Source organism: Polynucleobacter sp. MWH-CaK5, assembly GCF_018687615.1.
GTDB lineage: Bacteria > Pseudomonadota > Gammaproteobacteria > Burkholderiales > Burkholderiaceae > Polynucleobacter.
In genome coordinates this window covers 1,296,337-1,318,064 of record NZ_CP061299.1, presented here as the reverse complement: position 1 = coordinate 1,318,064, position 21,728 = coordinate 1,296,337, and the positions used below count along the sequence as shown (strand labels likewise).

Here is a 21,728-nt window from a genome sequence, read left to right as displayed (position 1 = left end):
CACCTCGCTCACTCATGAGAAATCTCATCAGCGCACATTGATTATTCAAGTTACCATTGATCATGCCTAAAACATCTGCCTCCGATTCTTTACCAGTCGTCATCATTGGCGCTGGTTTGGCAGGCTTAACCGTTGCCTTGGAGTTGGCTGAGTCTCGCCAAGTGATCATCATGGCCAAGCGAGGTTTATCAGAATCTGCCACTGCTTGGGCCCAGGGTGGCATCGTTGGAGTTTTAGACCAGCAAGACAGCGTTGATGCCCATGTGAGAGACACGGTTGAAGCGGGTGCTGGTTTGGTGGTTGAATCTACCGCTAGATATATTGCTGAAAGAAGCTCCGACGCCATCGATTGGCTGGTGGATCAGGGCGTGCCTTTTACAACCGATCCACAGGGCCCTAAAGGCCTTCATTTGACCCGAGAGGGTGGTCACAGTCATCGTCGCATTGCGCATGCTGCGGATGCCACAGGTAAAGCAATTCATGAGGTCTTGTTGGATAAGGCGCGAGCACATCCAAACATTCAATTATTAGAGCGTTGGATGGCTTTGGACTTGATCACCAATCGACACCTCAAGGACAAACAATTAAAAAAATCTGAGCGCTGTTATGGTGTTTATGCCCTCAATATCTCTACTGGAAAAATTGACGCCATCCCTGCATCTGCTGTGGTTTTGGCCACTGGTGGGGTGGGTAAGGTTTATCGCTACACCAGCAATCCAGAAACTGCGACCGGTGATGGTATTGCCATGGCTTGGCGCGCAGGATGTCGCGTTGGCAATATGGAATTTGTACAGTTCCATCCCACATGCTTGTATCACCCACAAGACAGAACCTTTTTGATCACTGAAGCTTTGCGAGGTGAGGGTGCGCAATTAAAACTTCCGGATGGCACTCGCTTCATGCCAAATCATGATGAGCGTGCTGAACTTGCCCCAAGAGACATTGTGGCTCGTGCGATTGACTTTGAAATGAAGCGCTTGGGCTTGGATTATGTTTTGTTGGATGCCACTCACTTGGGCGAGGCCTTTTTGAAAGAGCATTTCCCAACGATCTACGCTCGTTGTGCTGCATTGGGCATTGATATTGCCAAGCAGGCTATTCCAGTGGTGCCTGCTGCGCATTACACCTGTGGTGGTGTTGTCACTGACTTAGAAGGTAGAACTGATTTGCCGGGATTGTATGCCGTAGGAGAAGCAACATACACAGGGCTGCATGGCGCTAATCGTCTTGCGAGTAATTCTTTATTAGAGTGTGTGGTGATTGGCAAGTCAGCGGCAGCAGAAATCAAAGAACATCCACTTAAAAAAATGCCAGAAGTTCCTGATTGGGATGAAAGTCGAGTAGAAGATGCTGATGAAACAGTGGTCATTGCCCACAACTGGGATGAGCTGCGTCTTTTGATGTGGAACTACGTGGGCATCGTCAGAACCAATCGTCGCTTAGAAAGAGCGTTGCACCGCATTGAATTACTTCAAAGTGAAGTGCAAGAGTATTACGCGAACTTCAGAGTAACCCGAGATTTATTGGAATTAAGAAACTTATTGAGTTGCGCTGAACTGATTGTGCGCTCTGCATTGATGCGCAAAGAGAGTCGTGGTTTGCATTACAGCCGTGATTACCCACAGAGCTGGACTGTTTCTTATCCAACCATCCTCACGCCCATCAATAGACAGTCATAAGCCTTGGTTGGTGCCAGCAATAAGCTGATTGGTGCCAGCTAAAACTACTGAATTCTCAAAGAGAAGTCGACAGCGATGACGTCTTTGGTCAATTTGCCAATAGAAATACGATCTACACCCGTTGCTGCGATCGCTTTCAATTGATCAAGGCTCACGCCACCCGATGCTTCCAATAAAGCGGTGCCCTTGGTAAAAGCCACAGCTTCTCTCATTTGATCAAGGCTGAAGTTATCAATCAAAATACTTTTAGCTCCTGCTGATAATGCCTCTTGAAGTTCTGTCATATTTTCAACTTCAACTTGGATATCAACGCCTGAGTTCAGAGCTTGCGCTGCTTTCATGGCTGCGCTGATGCCACCAGCTGCAGCGATGTGATTTTCTTTGATCAAGATGCCGTGCCACAAAGCCAAACGTTGATTTTTGCCACCACCCACAGTCACTGCATATTTTTGAGCTTGGCGTAATCCAGGAATTGTTTTTCTGGTATCTAAAACAGCACAGCCATGGCTGTTAGGACTTGCACCCTCGATGGCTTTCACGTGCTCTCTAGTGATTGAAGCAGTCCAAGAGAGGGTCTGTAAAAAATTAATGGCAGGGCGCTCTGCTGATAAAAGAGCTCTTGGTTTGGCGGTGATTTCGCAAACAGTGGTGTCGGCTTTCATCAAGTCACCCTCGGCATATTTCCAAGTAATGGTGGCCGCGCGATCAAGCTTTTTTAAAGATCCTTCAAACCATGCTCTTCCACAAAGAACAGCTTCCTGACGAACAACCAAGTTGGCGTGAACGACACCAGAATCAGGAACCAGCATCGCTGTCCAATCACCAGTACCAATATCTTCTAGGAGCGCATCATTGATATTGCGTTCGCGAGCTTGTTCGAGTGATTCGTTGTGATCAAACATAAAAATATCTTTAAAAAGATGAATCAAAAAAGACTAAATGAAAATAAGAAAAAAGTGATTAAGCTGCGCCGATATTTTTAACAAAGCCATGTTGGGCTTTTGCTAACAACTCGGGGTGGTTTGTTGTGAAAGACAACATTTTCTCAATACAAACTTGAGCATCAGCTCGAATGCTTTCATCAATCAAAATTTCACCAGACTGATTTGTTAGGCAACTCAGAATGCCCTCAAGACCATTCATGGCCATCCAAGGGCAGTGAGCGCAACTCTTGCAAGTGGCGCTGTTGCCTGCGGTAGGAGCTTCGATCAAGATTTTCTCAGGGGCCAACTGACGCATGCGATGCAGAATACCTTTGTCTGTAGCAACGATGTATTCTTTGGCGCTGCCTTCAACCACTGCTTTGATCATCGCAGAAGTGGATCCAACCACATCCGCTAAATCAACCACATGGGCTGGAGATTCTGGGTGAACCAAGACCATGGCATCCGGATGTTTCTTGATGAGGGTTTCAAGCTCGATTGCTTTGAACTCATCATGCACGATGCAATGGCCTTCCCAAAGCAACATATCAGCTCCGGTTTGATCTTGTATATAGCGACCCAAGTGGCGATCAGGGGCCCACAATATCTTTTTGCCCTGCTTGTGCAGTTCATGAACAATCGCTAGGGCGCAAGAGCTGGTCACCATCCAGTCAGCCCTGGCTTTTACGGCTGCACTTGTGTTGGCATAAACCACCACTTCACGATCGGGATGTGCATCGCAGAACTGATTGAAGTCTTCTGCTGGGCAACCCAAATCAAGGGAGCAGGTGGCATCTAAATCAGGCATCAACACTGTTTTTTCTGGGCTCAAAATCTTGGCGCTTTCGCCCATGAACTTAACGCCCGCAACAATCAATTTTTTTGCCGCGTGGTTTTTACCAAAACGAGCCATTTCTAATGAGTCGGCAACAAAGCCACCAGTCTCCCAGGCAAGGTCTTGAATATCTCCGTCAACATAGTAATGCGCCACAAGCACTGCGTTTTGCTTGATGAGTTCAGACTTAATCTTTTGAATAACTTGCGCTTTTTCTTCCCCAGGCAGTGCTCTAGGTACTTTGGCCCATGCTTGCGCGATGCAGGTTGCACCAGAGCCGTCTTGCTTTGGATAATCGAATAATTCTTTGTTCATGTATGAATATTAAGGCAATTTTCTGAAGCGAACCTGAAAGTGACTGATTCAAGGTCTCAAAATGGATCCGATGGGTATAAAAAGATTTAGAATGAGTACATAACGGAGATAAATATGTTCGGCAAACGCAAAACATCCTTGTTGCTTCCTACCAATGAACGTTTTGATACGTTAATTGGTAAAACATCAGAAATCTATGGCCGCATGGTCGTTGGTGAGAGCCTGCGCATCGATGGCAAAGTGGTTGGCAATATTGAAAGTGAAGAAAATTCTAAAGTGACTGTGGCTGTCGGCGAAGACGGCGAAGTGATCGGCGATATCTTTGCTTATCGCGTCATGATTGCTGGCAAGGTAGAAGGCAATATCTATGCAACTGAGCGTGTTGAGTTTCATCAAACTGCTCAAGTGCGCGGCGATGTGACTTATGGCTCCATCGGCATTGAGCATGGTGCTCGTGTGATTGGCTTGGTGATTCAGGGGGTTGATAAAAAATCAGCCAATCAAGCGTCGGACGTTATTCGGGCGGTGCAAGAGCGTCGTTAAGAAATAAATAAAAAACAAAAGCTGAAATATAAAAAATTAGAAAAACGCAGATCTAAGGCCCCAATAAAAAAAGCTCACATCAGTGAGCTTTTTTACTTATTGAAGTGCCAATCACTTGCGCTTTAAATCGCCCTTGATTGTGCCACCTCGTTGAATCGTAATACTTGAGTAGCTTAGTGCACCATCAACCGTTGCACGCCCACCGACCACCAAGTCACGGCAGCTCACTGTGCCAGCTAGCTTGCCTTTGACGTTGATGCTATCAGCAGTGACAGTGCCATCCACAAAGCCACCAGCGCCAATCAATAATGTTTGAACTGACAGATTGCCCTTGAATGTGCCATCCACCGTGATTGCTCCGCCAGACTTCATGTCACCTGTGAATTCAAAGCCTTCACTGATGATGGATGGTTTTAGAGTTATGCTTGAATTTTGAGATGCGGTTTCAAAATTTTCATTCTCTTCAAGAGCTTCATTTGACTCAAATTCTTCTGATGTCAATTCTGAATTTTCATTCTCTGTTTTTCTACCAAACATAGTCATATCCTTGAAAATGCTTAAGAAGCGCTATAGCCGTTAGAGGATTTCAAAAGGTTACCTTGTAAATCACCACCTTTTTCAATCTCAATTTCAGTGTATTGAACCGTGCCAATCACCTTGCCAGTTGAGCGAATGAATAATGACTTATTGGCTGTAAGGTTGTCGTGGATTTCACCACGAACATCCACCACTTCAGCCGTTACTTTGCCCTTGATAACACCCGTGCTGCCAACCAAAATTTCGCGAGCAGTGAGTTCGCCTTCGATGGTTCCTGAAATAGAAGCAATATCAGGAACTACAAAATTGCCAGTTAATTTAACGCCTTCGCCAACAGTTAAGCAGCCGTTTTGATTGTTATCAGCCATAAAAACCCCTAAAAATTTGATTTAATCATCATACCTGCTAAATTTTACAGCGAATAGCCATTCCACAAGGTAGAATCCGCACCCGGAGGAAAAATTATGCAAAGAGTGATGTTGCGAGCCAAATTACACCGTGTAACGGTGACTGAGGCCGATTTAGAGTACGAAGGTTCATGCGGTATCGATGAAGATCTATTGGACGCGTCTGATATGCGTGAATTCGAGCGCATTGAGCTCTATAACATCAATAATGGCGAGCGCTTCTCCACTTACATCATTAAAGCAGCTCGTGGCTCTGGTGCGATCTCTTTGAATGGCGCTGCCGCGCGCAAGGCTCATGTGGGTGATTTATTGATCATTTGTACTTATGGCCCAATGTCTGAGGCAGATGCCAAAACATTTATCCCGAAAGTTATCTTGGTTGATGACAAGAACAAAATCAAAGAAATTAAGAAGATCACCATTTAATAATTGGGGTGATAGAAGTAGTTTGGTAATAAAAAAGGCAGCCGAGGCTGCCTTTTGACTTATTGAAACCGTGAAAGCTGTTTAAAAAGGCATCTTTACATCTGACTTGATGCCCAAGAACACTTGCTTGAACTCCGCTTGGATTCTTTCAATGGCTACCTGACTATCCGCTTCAAAACGCATCACCACGATCGGGGTGGTATTGGATGGACGAGCCAAACCAAAGCCATCTGCGTATTCAACTCTCACGCCATCAATGGTGTTGATGGATTCAGAGCTTGGGAACAATGTGTTGGTGGCCATAGATTTGCCTTCAGCCACTTTTTCCTTGATCTTATCGAGCAAGACAAATGGCTCACCTTCAGCGCAAGGCATTTGCAGCTCAGGTGTACAGATCGCATTAGGCAGTCCCTCTAAGGTGGCATTGAGATCCTTTTCGCCACTCAGAATCTCTAGAAGACGAGCGCCTGTGTAAAGGCCATCATCAAAGCCATACCAGCGGTCTTTGAAGAAAATGTGACCACTCATTTCACCTGCAAGAGGCGCACCCGTTTCTTTTAGTTTTGCTTTAACGAGTGAATGACCTGTTTTCCACATCAATGGTTCACCACCAGCTTGCTTGATGTAAGTGGCTAGGTTGCGCGTGCATTTCACGTCGTAAATAATTTGTGCGCCAGGATTGCGACCAAGAACATCTTTGGCAAATAACATCATCTGACGATCCGGGAAGATTACTTCACCACTTTTTGTCACAACCCCTAAACGATCAGCATCACCATCAAAGGCAAGACCAATTTCGTTATCGGTGTTTTTCAGATTTTTAATCAAATCTTGTAGGTTTTCCAAATGGGCTGGATCAGGGTGATGATTTGGGAAAGTGCCATCAACTTCGCAAAACAGTTCTTCAACCTCACAACCAAGCGCTCTGAATAGTTTTCCAGCGAATGCGCCGCCAACACCATTGCCGCAATCAACTGCAATCTTGATTTTTCTCTTGAGTTTCACATCGCCAACAATGCGCGCTAAGTACTCAGGAAAGATATCGTATTCAGAACGCTTGCCCAAGCCGGTTGCAAACTGCTTGGCAATGATGCGCTCACGCAAGGCCTGTATTTGTTCACCATAAATGGCAGAACTACCTAAAACCATTTTGAAGCCGTTGTAGTCCGGTGGATTGTGACTACCTGTGATCATGATTCCAGACTTGGCTTGCTGACCATTGATCTTGATGTTGGTGCCAAAGTAAACCATGGGTGTTGCCACAACACCTAAATCAATCACATCCACACCAACAGATAAAAGACCTTCTGTGAGGCCTGCCATCAATGCTGGGCCAGACAAGCGACCATCACGACCCACCACGCAAACTGTTTCACCAATCTCGCGCATGGCACTACCAAACGATTGACCAATTAGTTTGGCAACGCTTGGATCTAAAGTTTTATCAATGACACCACGAATGTCATAGGCTTTAAAAATTGAAGGAGATAGTTCCATGAGCTCTCTACTGAGTTAGGAGTTGGGTGTTAAGAGTTGAGCCACTTGATGCGCGCAGCCGTGATTTCATCAATACCATCCAATGATGGATTTTCACCTTTGAGTGCAGCTTGAATCGGTTTGGCTAATTTTTTACCTAGTTCAACCCCTGGTTGATCAAAGCTATTGAGACCCCAAATGGCACCTAAGCAAAGTGCACGATGTTCATAGAGCGCTAACAAAGCACCTAAGTAATAAGCATCGAGTTTTGGTAGCCAAATCAAGTTGCTTGGGCGACCACCAGGGCAAGAGTCATAAGCAAACTCTTCTTCAGACCCATTGGCCAAAGCTTGAGCTTGAGCCAAGCAATTGGCAATCAAAGACTGATGATGTTCTTTGGCTTCAGGTAAATCGCTCATTGCTTGTTTGATTGCGATGAAGTCCACTGGAATGATTTGTGTTCCTTGGTGAAGCATCTGGAAATAGCTGTGCTGAGAGTTGCTGCCAGCACTGCCGAACACCACCGGTGATGTTGGGTCACATGATTTGCCATCGACAGTCACGCTCTTGCCATGACTTTCCATTTCTAATTGCTGTAGCCACTCGGGTAAAAATCTAAGCGCGTGTGCGTACGGCACAATCGCTTTAGCGGTGATGCCATGTTTGCGTTGATTGTGAATCAAAGTCAATGCCAAAGTCAGAGGCATGTTTTCTTTTGCAGGAGCATTCACAAAATGCTGGTCCATTGCAAAAGCACCAGCTAAAAATTGTTTGTAGGTGGCAAAGCCAAACTTGATGGCAATCGGAAAGCCAACGGCTGACCATACTGAAAAGCGACCACCGACCCAATCCCAAAATGGATAAATATTCTCTGGAGCAATGCCGAAAGCTTCAGCAGCTTCTGGATTAGCAGTAATACCAATCAAGCACTTTTTGAGTTGTGACGGGGTGACTTGATGCAGCTTCAACCAATTGATGACCGTTTGAGCATTTCTCATGGTCTCAAGGGTGGTGAAAGTTTTGGATGTGATCAGAACTCTGGTGCTCCGTGGCTGAGCTTTTGCCAGGGTGGTGGCCAATTCAGCGCTGTCGACGTTTGCCACAAAATGCAAACGAATCGCTTTACCCATATTTGGATTGACTTGATACAGGGCGTCGCACACCAAGCGTGGACCCCAATCTGAGCCGCCAATACCGATGCAAATCACATCGGTGATGCCGATCAACTGATTACAAAACCCTTCCATCCTTTGCCATACTGCTTTGACTTGGGGCATGACATCTTCGCCATCCACCATCATTGGCTGGTCAGATAGATTTCTAAGGGCTGGATGAAGGGCAGAACGGCCCTCTGATTGATTAACTGCAGAACCTGAGAAGATCGCATCGCGTTTTTCAAAAACACCACGGCTGGCTGCCAACTCAAACAATTGCTGCCATTCGGCATCAGTGATTTGTTGGTAGGCGGTATCCAGAGCAAGGTCTACAGCACTAATTAATTTAGACATTTATGAATTTTAACAAGTTTTGGAACCCGTAAAATGAAAAAAAATGGCGCTTGGTTTCAGATACCTTATAATCACCGCTGTTTTGGAAGCTTGGCAGAGTGGTTGAATGCAGCAGTCTTGAAAACTGCCGAGGATGCGAGTCCTCCGTGAGTTCGAATCTCACAGCTTCCGCCAAGTCAATAGGTATTAAAAGGGCTAGAGGTGATCTCTAGCCCTTTTTACCAAAATCGTTACCAAAACTTCTGGGCGAATGGCTTTTGGACTCCTGGCGCGACAAAAAAGCTGCCAGGTTTGAAAATCCTTGTGTCGGTGGTTCGATGCCGCCCCAGGCCATCAAAATATCAAAACCACTTTCAGCCGATTTTTAAAGATTTGAACTCTTTAAAGAAGTGCTAATCTGTTACACATTTCTTAACAGAGATTAATAAGGCTTTTAGACCCGAGCCTTTAAAGGTGAAGATTTCTGAAATTAAAGCCATTTTAGATATGTGGGAATGCTTCGAACAAAAAAACTAGAAATGTGTTGTAATTACATTATGGGAAACATTGCGATATCGCTAGTCGTGCTAGCGTTGTCAATTCAGACATCGTTTGCAGCAATTACCAGTTACTGTCATCAAGAACCAGTGACTGGCACTCAACTTGCGCACTATGATCATGACAGCAAGAGTAAGGAAGCTTCAAACTTAAGTAAATCAACTGACTCAGACTGCAATGTTTGCCATCTTGCGCATTCATTTTTAATATCGCACACAGCTGATTATGTAATTAATGTGCCTGAGTTTATCTATCCAGAATATCGCTCTAGCTACTTAAGAGCTATTTCACTCGACCCTCCTGAAAAACCAAATTGGTTAACCCTCGCCTAAGTTAGCGAGGGTAAATCTTATCTTTTAAGGCCTCGCTAACTCTATTTTGAATAATCAAATGGAGTTTTTATGTTGCGAGAGTACTCAAGCGTATTTAGAAGTTGCGCGTATTTAATAGCCGGTCTATTTTTTTCACAAATCTCAGCGTTTGCTTATGCAGATGTGGGTGGATTAAATCGTTTTGACCTAAAAGCATTCTACAATTCTGCCTGGGAGCGCCAGCCAGAATCCAAAACTTTTCAATACAAGATTGATTCAGCAATCGCGAAGCAGAAAGTTGCCAGTAGTTTTTTGGCAAGTCCAGCTTCAATTGAATTTTCTCAAAAAACGGACAAAGCAAATAATAATTTAGGCATGAGTGAAACTGTTATTGGCCTAGGGTTTCCCCTTTGGTTGTGGAATGAGAGATCAAGCTCAGTTAATTTGGCAAACGCTGAATATAAAAAATTGATGTCTCAATATTATTTAAGTCAATTAAAAGTTGCTGCTGAAGTAAGAGATGCGTATTGGAGTTATCAAAAAACCAAATTAGAGAATGATTTGGCTCATAGTAGATTTGAAAACACAAAAACTTTAGCAATTGATGTGGAAAAAAGATTTAAAGCTGGGGATTTAGCCAGGGCAGACTTGCATCAGGCAAATGGGGCATTGGCAACTGCAGAGTTAAATTTAGCGGAAGCAACGGCTAATTTAATTAATGCTGAACAAAGGATAAAAACACTACTTGGTACCGAAAAGTTTCAAAAAATTAAATTGGATATTGTTTTAAAAAATACGGAGCCACTCCCCAAGGTTCCGGAAAACTTTTCCAGTTTAGATGCTAGTTTGCCAATTGTTATAGCCCTTATTGATCAATTGGATGTGGCGAAAAGAGCGGTCGAATTGGTTCAATCAAAAACACGCACATCTCCTGAGTTGCAAATTTTGAGCTCAAAAGGTCGAGAGGTTTATGGTTCTCCATATCAACAATCAATCACTGTCGGAATAAAAATCCCGTTTGGATCTTCTGCTGTAAATGCAGATCGATTGGCATCTGCAACTGCTGAAATGGTTGACTCAGAAATTAAGCTTGCATACGAAAGGGAGTCTGCATTAAGTAATGTGGAGTCAAACGTAACCTTGGTTAAATCAGCACAGATAAAGCTTGATGCGGCCAATAAAAGATCAACTCTTGCAAATGAAACACGTCAATTTTTTGATAAATCATTTCGATATGGGGAGACTGATTTGCCAACTAGATTGAGAATTGAATTAGAAGCTGTTGATGCTAACAAACAAGCGGTGATTGCCAAAATCAATTACGCCATTTCTGTTTCAAATTTAAGGCAGGCGCTTGGCCTGCTACCAGAGTAAAGGCTTGATCATGAATATCATTACTAAAAACTTAATACGACTCTGTTCATCACTGCTCTTTTTTACTGTTGGATCACTAGCTTATGCGGGTCCAGGGCATGATCATGGGGAGGAAAAAACCGCAGTTCACTCAACCATTAAGAAACCAAAATTTTATATGGAATCTGAGTTATATGAGGTTGTCGGCACCATTGATGGAAAGAATATTGTCATTTTTATTGACGACTATCTGACAAACAGAAAAGTTTCAGAAGCCGAATTAACACTTAACGTCGATGATCAAGCCATTAAATTGGTTAAAGCTGTGAATGACACATATCAAGGAAATCTTTCCAGTCCGGTAGGAAAAAAATCTCTATCTATAACTTTATCTGTAAAAGATAAGGATGTTGATGACATTTTGATCACCACATATGACCCGACAGATCACGATGGTTTAAAGATTTTTAGATGGTGGTATTGGTCTCTTTGGCTAATATCCTCGATGACTCTTATCGCAATGCTTTTTATCGGCTTTAGAGAAAAGCAAAGATTGATCACTGCTTATAAAAAGCTAATTAACTTCATTAAGGAGCGGAAATGAAAAAGGGAGCACAAGTCGCGCGCATCGGATTTTTATCGTTTTTTATTTCAATTTCTTTTCCATCCTATGCTGGTCCAGGACATGACCATGGTGATTCACCAGCAGCTGTTGAGCATTTTGATGGTCCTAAGAGGCAAGTAAATGGTGATGTATTTTTGCCAAAACAGGCCCAGCGTCAGCTTTTTATTGAAACTGAGCAAATAGAATCAGGAAGCTTTTCTAAAACTTATGACTTGGCAGGTAAGGTGATCATGGATCCCAATTATGGCGGCAAGGTTCAAGCCATAGTTGCTGGGCGAGTAACTCCCGGACCTAAAGGATTTCCTTTACCAGGTCAAAAAGTGAAGAAAGGCGAGATTCTTGCATATGTAACGCCAGAGTCAGGACCAAATGGTTCAAGATCTTTAGCGGAGAGTCGTTTAAAAAGACTTCGTGAGCTTTCTGATACTGTGCCTAAGAAAATGATTGAGGAGGCTGAAGCTGCTATTGCGAATGAAGAATTAAGAGCCCCAGTCAGTGGAATAATCTCCACAATGGGTATTGTTTCTGGTCAAGTTGTAGAGGCTCGCCAATTAATTTTTGAAGTTGTTAATCCAAAGAAACTTTTAATTGAAGCACTTGCTTATGACGCTGGACTGGTTAATGACATAGCTGGTGGAACAGTTACTGTTAATGACAAGACTATTCAACTTGAATATCTTGGTGGTGGTCAAGCTCTTCGTGAGCAAGCATTGCCGATTATGTTCTCGGTTAGCAGCGAGGAAATTTCAGGGGTGCCAGTGGGGCAATCTCTAAGGGTATTGGTCAATACAAAAAATCAAGTAAAAGGCTGGAAAATTTCTGCTTCTGCTCTGGTAAAAAATTCTTCAAATCAAAATATTGTTTGGATAAAAAAATCACCAGAATTATTTGAGCCAAAGCCTGTCTTGTATGAGCCTTTAGATGGAAAGCACTTGGTTGTTATCTCTGGAGTTTCGGATAAAGATCGAGTAGTGACTAAATCAACCACCTTACTTAATCAAATTCGCTAGAGGCTGCTCATGTTTACCTGGTTATTAAATTTCAGCCTTAAAAACAGAATTATTGTTCTACTAGTTGGTTTGATAATGGTTGTTTATGGCGCATTTACCCTAAAACAGTCATCTGTTGATGTCTTTCCAGACCTCAATAAGCCAACGGTCACAGTAATGACTGAGGCTGGCGGTATGGCCTCTGAGGAGGTGGAGCAATTAATCACTTACCCATTAGAAACGGTGATGAATGGATTGCCGGGGGTTGAATCAGTTAGGTCTGTTTCAAGTGCTGGATTATCTTTCATCTATATCACTTTCGACTGGTCAACCAATATATATTTGGCGAGGCAGCTTGTCGGGGAGCGTCTTGGATCGATGGAAAGTGCTTTACCTACTGGGCTGGTCCCGCGTATGGGGCCAATTAGCTCAATCATGGGTGAAATTATGCAGATAGCTATACCTGTCGAGGAAGAAAAAATTTCTTCAATGCAGGTAAGGGAATATGCCGATTGGGTTTTAAGGCCAAGAATTATGGCTATTCCTGGTGTAGCTCAGGTTATTCCAATTGGCGGCCAAGTTCGACAATTTCAAGTTCAGCCCAATACTCGTTCAATGGCTGAGCTGGGGATTTCATTGGGACAGCTAGAAAATGCACTAAATGGACATTCATCTAATACTTCAGGTGGATTTATTGAATCAAATAATAAAGAATACTTGATTCGAAATTTGGGTAGAACAACAAGCTTAGAAGACCTAAAGAATTTATCTGTTGCTGTAAAAAATAATCAATCAATCTTGCTTAGGCAGATAGCGGATGTAACTTTTGCTCCTGCAGTAAAAAGGGGCGATGCTGGATACAAGGGTAAACCTGCTGTTATCTTGGGTATTCAAAAGCAGCCATCTGCAGATACAGTCACCTTAACTAAAAATATTGAATCTGCATTATTTGAGCTAAAAGCTAGCCTACCTACTGGGATGGATGAGCCTCGAATCACTTTTCGCCAAGCGACATTTATTGAGTCATCAATTAATACCCTAGAGGTCAAATTAATTGGAGCTTCATTTTTTGTTGCCGTAATTCTTTATTTCTTTCTTGGAACTTTTAGACCCGTTCTTATATCGTTAACAGCAATACCGATCTCAATATTAATAACTGCTTTGGTCTTTAAGTATTTTGGATTGTCAATTAATACTATGACATTGGGTGGTTTAGCCATTGCTATTGGTGGGCTTGTAGATGATGCGGTAGTTGACGTTGAAAACATTATTCGACGTTTAAGGTTGAACTCTGAAAAGCCTGAATCTGAAAGGTTGAAACTGATAGATGTGGTTCGACTGGCATCTCTTGAGGTACGGACAGGAATCATCTATGCAACGGGAATCATTATTTTAGTCTTTATTCCATTATTTGCATTATCTGGTATTGAGGGGAAGCTCTTTACTCCCTTGGGAATTGCATTCATTGTTTCAACTTTAGCCTCATTGATCGTTTCCGTGTCCGTAACACCTGTGATGAGTTATTACTTGTTGCCAGCAATGAAAAATTTAGGTCATGGTGACACAAAAGTTCTTCAGTGGCTAAAGACCAAATACGAGTTTCACCTAAATAGGTTTTTAGATGCTCCTAAAAAAGCAATTAAATTATCGCTAGTAGCTGTCTTTCTTTCAATTGTCGGGATTGGATTAATGCCAACTTCGTTTCTTCCTCCGTTTAATGAAGGTACCTTATTAATAGGTATGAGATTAAACCCTGGTGCATCTTTGACTGAATCATCATTGATTGCTCAACAATCCGAACTTTTAGTTAGCCAGGTTCCTGAAGTTACATATGTTGGACGTAGAAGTGGGCGCGCTGAGCTTGATGAGCATGCAGAGGGAGTTCATGTCAGTGAGCTTGATGTTGGAATAAAGCCTTCAAAAGAGTTAACCAGATCAATGGTTGACATTCAAAACGATATCAGAAGTCGGTTAGTCAATATTCCGGCAGCTATTGCGATAGGGCAACCAATTTCACACCGAATTGATCACATGTTGTCTGGTGTTCGCTCTCAAATAGCTATAAAGATCTTTGGGGATGACTTGGATGTTTTAAGGAGCCAAGCAAACACGTTGAGGGACAAGATTGCTGGAGTAGAAGGTCTTGCTGATTTAGAAATTGAAAAGCAAGTTCTAGCACCTCAATTCAAAGTTAACATTAATTACAATTTGGCTTCGCAGTACGGGGTTTCAACAGCTCAATTAATGAAATCATTACAGTCCTTGATCGAGGGTGAAAATATTTCACAAGTTGTTGAGGGTAATAGAAGATTTGCCCTGGTCATGAAGTTGCCAGAATCTTCACGAAGCGTTGATGGTTTAGCAGGTATATTGATTGATACACCGAACGGAAAAATTCCTTTATCAAGAGTAGCCACAATTGAGGATAGTGACGGGCCTAATCAAATAAGCCGTGATGATGGAAAGCGCCGTATCGTTATCTCTGCCAATGCCTCTGGAAGACCTCTTTCATCTGTTGTTGAAGATATTAGATCTTCTATAAACGATATGAATTTGCCAACGGGATACTTTGTTACGATTGGGGGCCAGTTTATTGCTCAAGAGAAAGCATCACGTTTGATTGCACTGTTATCTATTGGCTCGCTATTGATGATGTTTGTAGTTCTTTTTAGTAAATACCAATCTACAAAGCTATCGCTAATGATCATGTTTAATATCCCTCTGGCTTTGATTGGTGGGGTGGTTGGATTATGGTTATCAGGACAACCCTTGTCGATTGCGGCTTTAATCGGGTTTATTACCCTTGCAGGCGTTTCGGTAAGAAATGGAATTCTAAAAATTAGCCACTATTTGAATTTAATGAGATCTGAAGGCGAGGGCTTCACAAAAGAAATGATAGTAAGAGGTTCCCTCGAGCGCTTATCTCCAGTTTTAATGACAGCTCTTGTAACGGCTTTTGCTCTTGCGCCATTGTTATTTGAGGCAGAGCGTCCAGGCACAGAGGTTTTACATCCCGTTGCGGTTGTTATTTTCTCGGGATTAATAAGTTCAACATTGTTGGATACTTTTTTGACCCCTGCGATATTTTGGTTGTACGGAAGAAGTGAAGTGGATAAGTTGAAGTTAAATTTAAATAAAGGAGAGGTTTACTAATCATGAAATTAATTAAATTGTTAATGGGTTTGTTTTTGTGCGTGTCATCTGCAGCCTTTGCGTCTAAGAATCACGATGTCAATCCTATGCAAGGCGGCAAAGTAACTACTACAAAAGATATAGACATCGAATTTGTCTTAAAAAAAGAAGATATGAAGGTCTTTTTGCGGGATCATGGCAAGCCGTTAGATATAAAAGGTGGGACTGCTAAGGTTACCTTATTAAAAAGCGGAGCTAGCAAAGAGTATGAGTTGAAAAATGCATCAGATTATTTTCAATATTCAGGTGATCTTGGAGTGGTTGCTGGCACAAAAGCAATAGTTGTGGTGAGAATTAAGGAAAAGGTATTTTCAGTTAGATACGCATTCGATTGAGTTTATATTTGCAAATAAACTTGCTGTATGAGCTTAAAACTTTTACAGCAAGTTTGTGCCTAAGGGCATGATTGTTAATTATGTTCGGAGATAGCGTCCGCCATACACCTAATAGAGGCTTGCGTTCTATGCGGAATAATTTAGTTGTTACCAAAGAAGTTACCAATTAACTAAATCAGAAGCCTACCGACATGAAAAAGTATAAGGTTTGGGGGTAGGGTAGACCCCCGCCTCTCTATTTAAGCGACCCCCAATTTTTCTCTTTGGGGCCTACCTCCCCTGGATGGTACCAAGGGAAGCAAGCTCACTGGACTTTAGTCAAATACACCAAGCTGCTCACAAATTTTCTCCGTCGACTCTTTAGTGTTAAACGCATCTAAGTTGTTTCCAGTCATTTCCTTTGCCAGAGACTTTGCTTGGTTAATTAACCAATGAACATGCCTTGCTATCTGGATTCGATAAGCAGCAGGAATATTGACCTCCGAGATTGTTAGCCTTAGCCGATTAGCTGCGATATGCATTGCATAAGCAAGCTCAGCAATTTCGGCGTTGGTTGTGAGTCGGTTACGTTTTTTAGTTCGTTTTTGTTGCATTTTTATGTGCCTTTTTTATGAATTTTCGCCAGTTTTTGACCATTATTTGTTGATGTGTTTTCTGGCAATTTTTTATTTTTGAAAATCGACAAACATACCCAATTAACTTTTGAGAACATCGTTGGGTTTGCTATGTGCTTGATTGTTAACAATTGAGACAGAGGGGTGAAAATGACCTTGAAGGTCAAGCTCACTCCCTCGCGCGCTTAGCCATACTAGGTATTTAAGTCCGGGAAAAATTCGTAGGCCTCTTCAATACCATTATCTAAAGCATCTATTACCAATCTAGTTGCTGCCAACATTCCGCTGTTGAACCCATGAGTCCAATTTCCTGTTGCTGGTGAACATAGAGAAAGTATCTCGTCAGGATATTCCCTCTCTAGGCGATTAGCTTCTAGTCGAACACCCTCAATAGTTTCTATATCGGTCGGTGACTTTCTTGCATACCAGACGAAGGATTCGTATTTACGTTCTAGTTGTTTAATTTCTTTAAGTAGCTGGTTTTTTGTTGCTTTCATTATTTTGATTCCTATTCATTTAATTTAGATTTGTTGGTGTCGATGGTGTCGATGGTGTCGATGGTGTCGAAATAAGAGTCGTTTCCTAAAAGTTCCTTATGAGAAAAGCATTTGGAAGACTTTTGGGAATTAGGTATTAAATCGTCACTATCGTCACCGCCAAAGTTATTGGTTATTCAAAGTCATGCTGCTTCCAGCGGCCTTGGGCTGCTTCAGTGAGGGTTAGACCAACGTAATACCGTTTGGTATCACCTTGCTCCTTTACTCGCTTTGTATCGACCCCACGGCTGCCTAATTGACGGGTAAATGACTTTTGTGTAACTGCGTGCGTACCATTTTTTAAAGTCCATAGTTTGTATGAGCCATATACTGCTTTTTGGCTCTCAGTCTTGTCTGCCCCTACCTCGCAACAATCTTCCAAAAATTCACCCAACATGTCTGACTCTTCTTGGTAAATACGACTAGCATCGGCTATACGCTTAGGTGCTACCAATCGTTCCTGTTGCCAAAGGTGGCAGCCATCAACCATCCAAGCCAAAATCCCTTCCTTTTCAGCTAATAGTTTTTCTTCAATTTTGAAGTCAGTTTTTTCCTCGGGGACATGATATTCAAAGGGAACCAATCTCATGCGCCGCCATGCACCGTTACTGCTATCGGTAATAATCGGCTTGTAATTGCCTCTGAGCCATATCTTGAATTGTGGCCAGAACTCAAAATATTCGGCATACATAAAGCGGGCAGTGAGCTTTTCAGTAGATACCAAGGCTTTAAGTTTTTGGTCGTCAAGACGTTGGTTTTCCCGTGTTTCATTAGCCATCACCAAGCGTGCTCCAACCAATCTGGCAACATCATTACTTGCAGTTGAGTCTTTCATGGCTAACAAATCAAAGTTGGCCGTTTGAACATAGTCACCCATGATTTTCACGATGACGTTGGCCATAACTGATTTGCCATTTTTACCGTGTCCGTAGCAAAAGTGCAGCAATTCCTCAGATACATCCCCTGTTAACGAGTAGCCCAGGGCTTTTTGGATATACCTAACGACATCTTGGTCACCCAAGAAGATCTCATCAAGGAACTTGAGCCAAAGAGGGCATGTAGCCGCACGGTTATAGTCAGCGCGAGCTTGTCTGCTAATGAGCAACTTAGGGTCAGCTGGCAGAAGCTTCATGTTTTTTAGATCAAGAACACCATTTTCAACACCTAAAAGCATTGGCTGGTTATCTAGCTCACTAATAGAACTAATACTCATCCCTGGCTCACTGGCAGCAAGATCAAGCATGGCAATAATTCGGCCATTGTTGCGGATAGTTTTGGCATGCGACTGCCATGCCCTAGATATAGCTCCCCTTGGATCTAGCTTAAACAACTCACCAGCTTTTTCCATAATCTGCTCGGCCACTAACTTTGCGGCACCCATCTGCTCATCTTTTTGACACCATTCCCAACGCATGCCATTAAATCGTAACCATTTTCGATTGGAGTGGCAAAAGAGAAACTCGCCCTCAAACATGGCTTTGAAATATCGAGCGTTATCTAAATCACCCATGATGTGATTTTGATTTTGAATGATTTCTTGCCTCACCAAATGTAAAAGCCATCGAAATGTCTTATTTAGGCGATTAGGGTTTAGCTTGGTGCTTTTCCACAGTGCCTCAACCTCATCTGGGTTATACATCTCTGGAATGCGCTCGCTATATTCATGAAATAGTTTCAGCCCTTCGGGGCTACCTTGTGTTTGGTGATGCAGAGCAAAGCAGACGTCTCGCCAGTTATCCCGATCAGCAAAATCCTCTAATCTGGGTAATAGCTCTTTTCTAATTCGTTCCACACACCAACCGGCCACGGGGATATTGTGATCAAAAGTAATCTCTTGGTTTGTGAAGGTGTTGGCGTTTTCTGAGCCATTTAGTAGTTTTCGCCACTTATGCAGCTCGGAAAAGTCTTGAGTTTCGCTAATAGTGTAGCTAGCATCATCAATGGTATCCCCTGTAACCATGACAAAAGTTCCACTGCAAAGGACATCAATTCCGGAGCCGTCAGCAAACTTGCCCCTTTTGGTGCCAATATCCCAGCCATGTTTTTTGATGAATATGTGTAAGCCAGTATGGCTAACTGACTTTTCAACAAAGCCATGAAGGCTAGCGAGAATATCCTTGGCAAAGGGCTTTAAAGAGTCGCCGATGAACGCCTTATCTAGGTCGACGCACATGTAATCGGTATCGTTTAGAACGAAGCCTATACCATGGAAACGTCGCTCAGAGGAGCCTAGTGCCAACTCCTTTTGTAGTAGTGCCTTAACCGTTTCAAAGGATGAGCGGTTTGAAGGATTACCCCACGCTAATTCATAAGTTTGACCCTTACGAATACCTACCGGGACCTTGTCATAATTGCCATCATTTCTTGGTGCCAACTTCACTAGAACCCAATTTTTAATCGCTCGAAGCTCTTGTGGCATTTGATCTAATTTCATACAGCCTCCTTTACAACGGTTTGACTGTAAAAACTTTCGATCCAATCATCCACATCAGATTCTTTCCAAACGCTAATCGCTGGAGAAATCTTTATTGGTTTTGGAAATTGCCCCTTGGATATCTTGCTCCAAAGTGTGCTTTTAGCGAGGGTTGTTTTATTCGCTACGTCGCTAATACGTAGTAGTTTGATACTTGATTTCATTTCCACCTTCTCCTTTTTAGTTGGGTAGGAGAAGGTTATTTACTTATGCGGTTATATAAAATTCATGACATATGTCATGTCTTTTTTGTTGAAGCACTCTCTCCAGTTCTGTCTTTAAAGAACTTTCTAAGCCTGCTTTCTGACCATTCCGTTCTTCTTTTCATTTCTAGCTCTTCCTTTTGCAGGGCTGGACTTAATTTTTTCTGCGCTTTAGTTAGTCTGGGCTCTTGGATATAGGCTGGTGTTGGATAAATTTTTAATAGGTAACGTCTAAACTTCGTAAAGTCTTGTGACTTAAACGGCCTACCTAGGAAATCCTCGAATACGCTCAACGCTCTCTCTAGGTATTCAATATTTTGAGCCTCTAATACGTTCCTATTTTCTGTGCGTTTACTTTTGCTCCTCGCATTCTTTGCGTGGATTTCATCTAATTCAGATTGCAGAGTTTTGTTTTGATTTTTTAACTTCTGAAGCTTTCTCTCCATCTTTTGTGATGAAAGTTGCAATTCCTTAACTAAGTCGACTAATTGAGCCTTATTTATACGCTCATATTCTATAGTTTGATCAATCATATTTTCTCCTTAGCTCGCCGTTTAAGCAGCCTTCAATTCGATAACATTTTCATGGACTGTGTTGCAATAGTCTTCCCAATCATTTAATAACAGTCTCCGTTTCTCTAGCAAGTCTTTTCTTCGATATGACCGCTCAACAGTATTGGTAATGGTGTGAGCTAATGCCATTTCAGCCACTTCTGAGGAGTGTGTGGTTTCCTCTGAAACCCAGTCCCTAAAGGTTGATCTAAATCCGTGTACCGTTGCATCTACCTTTGCTCTACGAATCATCATGGGCATTGCCATATTGGAGAGTCTCTTTCCATTTTTGGAAAATAGGTACTTGCTATTGGGATCCATTACTCGTGCAATTTCTAATATTTCAAGCGATCGCTTGCATAGTGGTACTCGATGCTCTTTCTTGGCTTTCATACGTGAGCCCGGAATGATCCACACATCATCGTGAAGTTCGCTTTGTAGACCACCTATAACCTCTCCCGTTCGAGATGCATTAAGGATTGTGAATTCCAAGGCAAGTGCAGCTATCGTTGCCATCTCACGTAAGTCAGCGATTAGGGCAGCAACTTGTCGATAGGGTAGTGCTTTGTGATGCTCCACCTTTTTAATCTTATTGGGCGCCGGAAGAATCGTTTGCAAGAACCCACGCCAAAGTGCTGGGTTTATACCTGTTCGTAATTTGCGTGTAGTAGCAGAGGCTAAGATCCACTCAAGCCTACCTCTAAGCCTAGATGCTGTTTCAGTCTTAGTTGTCCATATTGGCTCCAGAATCTCCAGTATGTCTTCCATTGTGATTTCATCAAGAGCCTTATTGCCAATAATGGGATATGCGTACTCTTCAAGAGTGAAGACCCATTGGTCTCCATGTTTTTGGTTTGACCACTCAGATCGTTTGGTTTGAATGCAGCTAGCTGCAAAGTCTTTAAAAAGGATCTTCTTGGCTTCTTGTGCATTACGCTGAGTTTTCGCAGCAGTTTTAGCTGCTAGTGGATTCTTACCCTCGTTAAGCTCATCTCGAGCTTGCTGAGCCTTAATTCGCGCTTCAGCTATGGTTAGTGTAGGGAAGGCGCCAAGACTGATATTTTGCTGTTTTCCCATATGCGTGTATCGGAAGATCCAATACTTATTAAGGTTGGGCTTTACCCATATATGCAGACCCTTTACTAGTGCATCGGTATAGCGACCGGGTGTTCTGATATTTTTGACTGTTTGATAGTCCAGCTTGATTGTCATTTGATTCTCCATTGTTACCAAAGATAGTTACCAAAATCCACCTCGGGAATGAGGTAGATCGCTTTAGATTCCAATGTATGACTTCAAGCCTTTTTAAGGCATTCATCACTTAAGTGATGAATATTTCTTTATTTAAGACAATAGGTTG

The 21,728-nt window shown here is 42.6% G+C and carries 21 protein-coding genes and 1 tRNA gene; 10 read left to right on the top strand and 12 right to left on the bottom strand.

Features of this window, described 5'->3' with window-relative positions; all coding sequences use genetic code 11:
* Window positions 1–62: 62 nt before the first annotated feature.
* Window positions 63–1,679 (top strand): L-aspartate oxidase, encoded by a 1,617-nt coding sequence (gene nadB / locus GQ367_RS06650; protein ID WP_215290129.1) that lies wholly within the window; start codon window positions 63–65, stop codon window positions 1,677–1,679.
* A 44-nt stretch (window positions 1,680–1,723) separates the two neighbouring features.
* On the opposite strand, the gene nadC is transcribed toward nadB, so the two are convergent.
* On the bottom strand, window positions 1,724–2,581 hold the full coding sequence (nadC, locus tag GQ367_RS06645) for a carboxylating nicotinate-nucleotide diphosphorylase (protein ID WP_215290128.1): 858 nt from the start codon (window positions 2,579–2,581) through the stop codon (window positions 1,724–1,726).
* Between the two features lie 58 nt (window positions 2,582–2,639).
* Entirely contained in the window at window positions 2,640–3,752 is a 1,113-nt protein-coding gene (gene nadA, locus GQ367_RS06640) for a quinolinate synthase NadA (protein ID WP_215290125.1), read from the bottom strand.
* A gap of 114 nt (window positions 3,753–3,866) precedes the next feature.
* Between nadA and GQ367_RS06635 the strand changes: the two genes are divergently transcribed.
* Window positions 3,867–4,295 (top strand): polymer-forming cytoskeletal protein, encoded by a 429-nt coding sequence (locus GQ367_RS06635; RefSeq protein WP_215290123.1) that lies wholly within the window; start codon window positions 3,867–3,869, stop codon window positions 4,293–4,295.
* A 111-nt stretch (window positions 4,296–4,406) separates the two neighbouring features.
* Here GQ367_RS06635 and GQ367_RS06630 read toward each other — a convergent pair whose 3' ends face one another.
* Window positions 4,407–4,832, bottom strand: coding sequence for a polymer-forming cytoskeletal protein (locus GQ367_RS06630; protein WP_215290121.1), 426 nt, complete (start codon window positions 4,830–4,832; stop codon window positions 4,407–4,409).
* Between the two features lie 20 nt (window positions 4,833–4,852).
* Window positions 4,853–5,200 carry a polymer-forming cytoskeletal protein gene (locus GQ367_RS06625; protein WP_215290119.1) on the bottom strand — a complete coding sequence of 116 codons (348 nt, stop codon included), beginning with the start codon at window positions 5,198–5,200 and terminating at the stop codon, window positions 4,853–4,855.
* A gap of 96 nt (window positions 5,201–5,296) precedes the next feature.
* On the opposite strand from GQ367_RS06625, the gene panD reads away from it, so the two are divergent.
* Complete coding sequence (gene panD, locus GQ367_RS06620) at window positions 5,297–5,665, top strand: aspartate 1-decarboxylase (RefSeq protein WP_215290117.1); 369 nt, start codon at window positions 5,297–5,299, stop codon at window positions 5,663–5,665.
* A gap of 81 nt (window positions 5,666–5,746) precedes the next feature.
* On the opposite strand, the gene GQ367_RS06615 is transcribed toward panD, so the two are convergent.
* Together GQ367_RS06615 and pgi are read right to left on the bottom strand one after the other, a co-directional pair.
* Window positions 5,747–7,162 (bottom strand): phosphomannomutase/phosphoglucomutase, encoded by a 1,416-nt coding sequence (locus GQ367_RS06615; RefSeq protein WP_215290115.1) that lies wholly within the window; start codon window positions 7,160–7,162, stop codon window positions 5,747–5,749.
* Window positions 7,163–7,191: 29 nt separating this feature from the next.
* Entirely contained in the window at window positions 7,192–8,649 is a 1,458-nt protein-coding gene (gene pgi / locus GQ367_RS06610; protein WP_215290113.1) for a glucose-6-phosphate isomerase, read from the bottom strand.
* 84 nt (window positions 8,650–8,733) lie between these two features.
* Here pgi and GQ367_RS06605 point away from each other — a divergent pair.
* The 7 genes from GQ367_RS06605 to GQ367_RS06575 all read left to right on the top strand — a co-directional run bounded on the left by GQ367_RS06605 (window position 8,734) and on the right by GQ367_RS06575 (window position 15,991).
* A tRNA-Ser gene (locus GQ367_RS06605) sits at window positions 8,734–8,823 on the top strand.
* A gap of 389 nt (window positions 8,824–9,212) precedes the next feature.
* Window positions 9,213–9,518, top strand: a complete 306-nt coding sequence (locus GQ367_RS06600; RefSeq protein WP_215290112.1) for a hypothetical protein — start codon at window positions 9,213–9,215, stop codon at window positions 9,516–9,518.
* Between the two features lie 69 nt (window positions 9,519–9,587).
* Window positions 9,588–10,871 carry a TolC family protein gene (locus GQ367_RS06595; protein WP_215290110.1) on the top strand — a complete coding sequence of 428 codons (1,284 nt, stop codon included), beginning with the start codon at window positions 9,588–9,590 and terminating at the stop codon, window positions 10,869–10,871.
* A 10-nt stretch (window positions 10,872–10,881) separates the two neighbouring features.
* Complete coding sequence (locus GQ367_RS06590) at window positions 10,882–11,454, top strand: hypothetical protein (protein ID WP_215290108.1); 573 nt, start codon at window positions 10,882–10,884, stop codon at window positions 11,452–11,454.
* Complete coding sequence (locus tag GQ367_RS06585) at window positions 11,451–12,485, top strand: HlyD family secretion protein (protein WP_215290106.1); 1,035 nt, start codon at window positions 11,451–11,453, stop codon at window positions 12,483–12,485. Before GQ367_RS06590 ends, GQ367_RS06585 begins: the two co-directional genes overlap by 4 nt.
* A 9-nt stretch (window positions 12,486–12,494) precedes the next feature.
* Entirely contained in the window at window positions 12,495–15,617 is a 3,123-nt protein-coding gene (locus tag GQ367_RS06580; protein ID WP_215290105.1) for an efflux RND transporter permease subunit, read from the top strand.
* 2 nt (window positions 15,618–15,619) lie between these two features.
* A complete protein-coding gene (locus tag GQ367_RS06575; protein ID WP_089515298.1) occupies window positions 15,620–15,991 on the top strand; it encodes a hypothetical protein in 372 nt (123 codons plus the stop codon).
* A 314-nt stretch (window positions 15,992–16,305) separates the two neighbouring features.
* On the opposite strand, the gene GQ367_RS06570 is transcribed toward GQ367_RS06575, so the two are convergent.
* The 6 genes from GQ367_RS06570 to GQ367_RS06545 all read right to left on the bottom strand — a co-directional run bounded on the left by GQ367_RS06570 (window position 16,306) and on the right by GQ367_RS06545 (window position 21,580).
* The gene (locus tag GQ367_RS06570; RefSeq protein WP_215290103.1) at window positions 16,306–16,584 is read right to left on the bottom strand and encodes a hypothetical protein; all 279 of its coding nucleotides are present in this window, start codon (window positions 16,582–16,584) and stop codon (window positions 16,306–16,308) included.
* 215 nt (window positions 16,585–16,799) lie between these two features.
* The gene (locus GQ367_RS06565) at window positions 16,800–17,102 is read right to left on the bottom strand and encodes a hypothetical protein (RefSeq protein ID WP_215290101.1); all 303 of its coding nucleotides are present in this window, start codon (window positions 17,100–17,102) and stop codon (window positions 16,800–16,802) included.
* Between the two features lie 172 nt (window positions 17,103–17,274).
* A complete protein-coding gene (locus tag GQ367_RS06560; protein ID WP_215290099.1) occupies window positions 17,275–19,575 on the bottom strand; it encodes a phage/plasmid primase, P4 family in 2,301 nt (766 codons plus the stop codon).
* Complete coding sequence (locus GQ367_RS08680; RefSeq protein ID WP_215290097.1) at window positions 19,572–19,778, bottom strand: AlpA family transcriptional regulator; 207 nt, start codon at window positions 19,776–19,778, stop codon at window positions 19,572–19,574. The genes GQ367_RS06560 and GQ367_RS08680 overlap by 4 nt, the downstream gene beginning before the upstream one ends.
* A 74-nt stretch (window positions 19,779–19,852) precedes the next feature.
* Window positions 19,853–20,350: a hypothetical protein gene (locus GQ367_RS06550; protein WP_215290096.1), complete on the bottom strand. Its 498-nt coding sequence runs from the start codon at window positions 20,348–20,350 to the stop codon at window positions 19,853–19,855.
* Window positions 20,351–20,371: 21 nt separating this feature from the next.
* The gene (locus GQ367_RS06545) at window positions 20,372–21,580 is read right to left on the bottom strand and encodes a site-specific integrase (RefSeq protein WP_215290094.1); all 1,209 of its coding nucleotides are present in this window, start codon (window positions 21,578–21,580) and stop codon (window positions 20,372–20,374) included.
* Window positions 21,581–21,728 lie beyond the last annotated feature (148 nt).